This window comes from Pseudoalteromonas sp. AOP7-A1-14, assembly GCF_052376275.1.
Taxonomy (GTDB): Bacteria; Pseudomonadota; Gammaproteobacteria; order Enterobacterales; family Alteromonadaceae; genus Pseudoalteromonas.
Window position 1 is genome coordinate 1 of the sequence record NZ_JBQSVO010000224.1, and the last position, 1,651, is coordinate 1,651.

Consider the following 1,651-nt stretch of genomic DNA (forward strand, 5'->3'; position numbering starts at 1 on the left):
GTTTAAATCAGCTCGCGATAACTGCAGGTATAGAGTTCCATTTAGATGCTCGTTTAACACATAAAAAACAAAGCCCTTTACTTAAAGGTAATTATAGCGCTGAGCAAGCTTTGAGTATTTTGCTCTCTAATAGTGGACTTTATAGTTTAATACAAGCAGATGGTTCATATAGAATTTTAGCAAAAGTAGATGAGAATAAAATAATTTTAAATACAATTAATGTAGCAACAGGAGATAACAATGGTGTCACTCGTGATGAAGCTGGTAAGCATGCAATTTATGATGACGATATATCTACGGTATATACATCAATAGATGAAATAGAACGATATAAGGGCAAAGATGCTGGTGATTTATTCAAAGGTATGCTCAATATTTACAGCGGTGATGCACGAAATGGTGGTGGTGTTGACCCCAGTATTCGCGGAGTGCAAGGACCTGGGCGAGTGCCATTATCAATAGACGGTACTGAGCAAGCAATTACTGTGTGGCGTGGTTATAGAGGGGTTTCAAATCGAAATTACGTTGATTCAAATTTAATTGGCAGTATTAAAGCAATAAAAGGTCCCTCTTTAACTCCGAATACACATACTTCTGTTGGTGGTGGGGTGCAAGTTAGTACTATTAGTGCTAGCGACGTACTGCTTGAAGGGGAAAGCAGCGGCGGGGGGCTTGTCATAGAGAGCAGTAATAATGCCGTTGATCCTAAGCTGCCCACTTTATTCACAGGGCAGGATTACAGGGATGTAGAAGGTTTCCCGCAAATGTCACCTAATTTTGCATATGGAGATCCTTCATTATGGCAAGAGATGAGTGGTAATAAAGAAAATAACCCTTTGTCAGGTGAAGATTACGCTTATCGTTTAGCGCTAGCTACGCGCCAAGATAACTATGAATTACTCGCCGCCTATGCATATCGTAATAAGGGCAACTACTTTAGTGGCACCAAAAAATCAGAGTTTTACAATAACCCTAATGATCAAGAGTTCAATATTACTAAAATGAATCCGCGTTCTCTAGCGCACCGTCAACGACCAGGTTATGAAGTGCCAAATACATCGAGTGAGTTGGAATCTTTCTTACTCAAAGGTGAATTTAAAATTAGTGAAAACCAGCAATTAAACTTAGGTGCACGTGTCACTAATGCGCAATATGGTGAAATTATGGCAAGTCGAGCTGGTGACATAGGTGAAAATGGTGAAATGGCGCAATGGCCTCTTAGTAAAGTTGAAGCACAAGCCTATAACATAAAATATCAGTGGAACCCGAAAAGTAAGTTTATTAACGTCACTTCAAACCTATGGAGCACCCATACTATTAGCAATACTAATTCTGCTGGCGGGTTCCCAAATTACGCTAATGCAATATGGGAGTTAGCGGATCCTGATGCAAGTCCAATAATACGTAATACAGCAGTTGCCAGTAACCGTGAGAACCGTTTTGGCTTTGATGTAAGTAACCAAATGATGTTATCCGATGAGTTGGAGCTAACTATGTCAGCGCGTTATCAATATCATAAAATTCGCTCAGAAGATGAATACCGGGGTACAGTCGATGGTTGGAAGCACTGGCCACGCGAGGGTAGACGAGAAGAGCTTGAAGGACAGTTTAATTTTAAATGGATGCCTAGTGAGTCGCTGATACTTTCAGC

Annotated in this window: 1 protein-coding gene; it reads left to right on the forward strand. The window is 40.4% G+C overall.

Translation table 11 applies throughout. The features are described from left to right. Positions 1 to 1,651 (forward strand): TonB-dependent receptor (locus tag ACT3RM_RS17705; protein WP_444511491.1); only part of this gene is annotated, 1,651 nt, incomplete at both ends.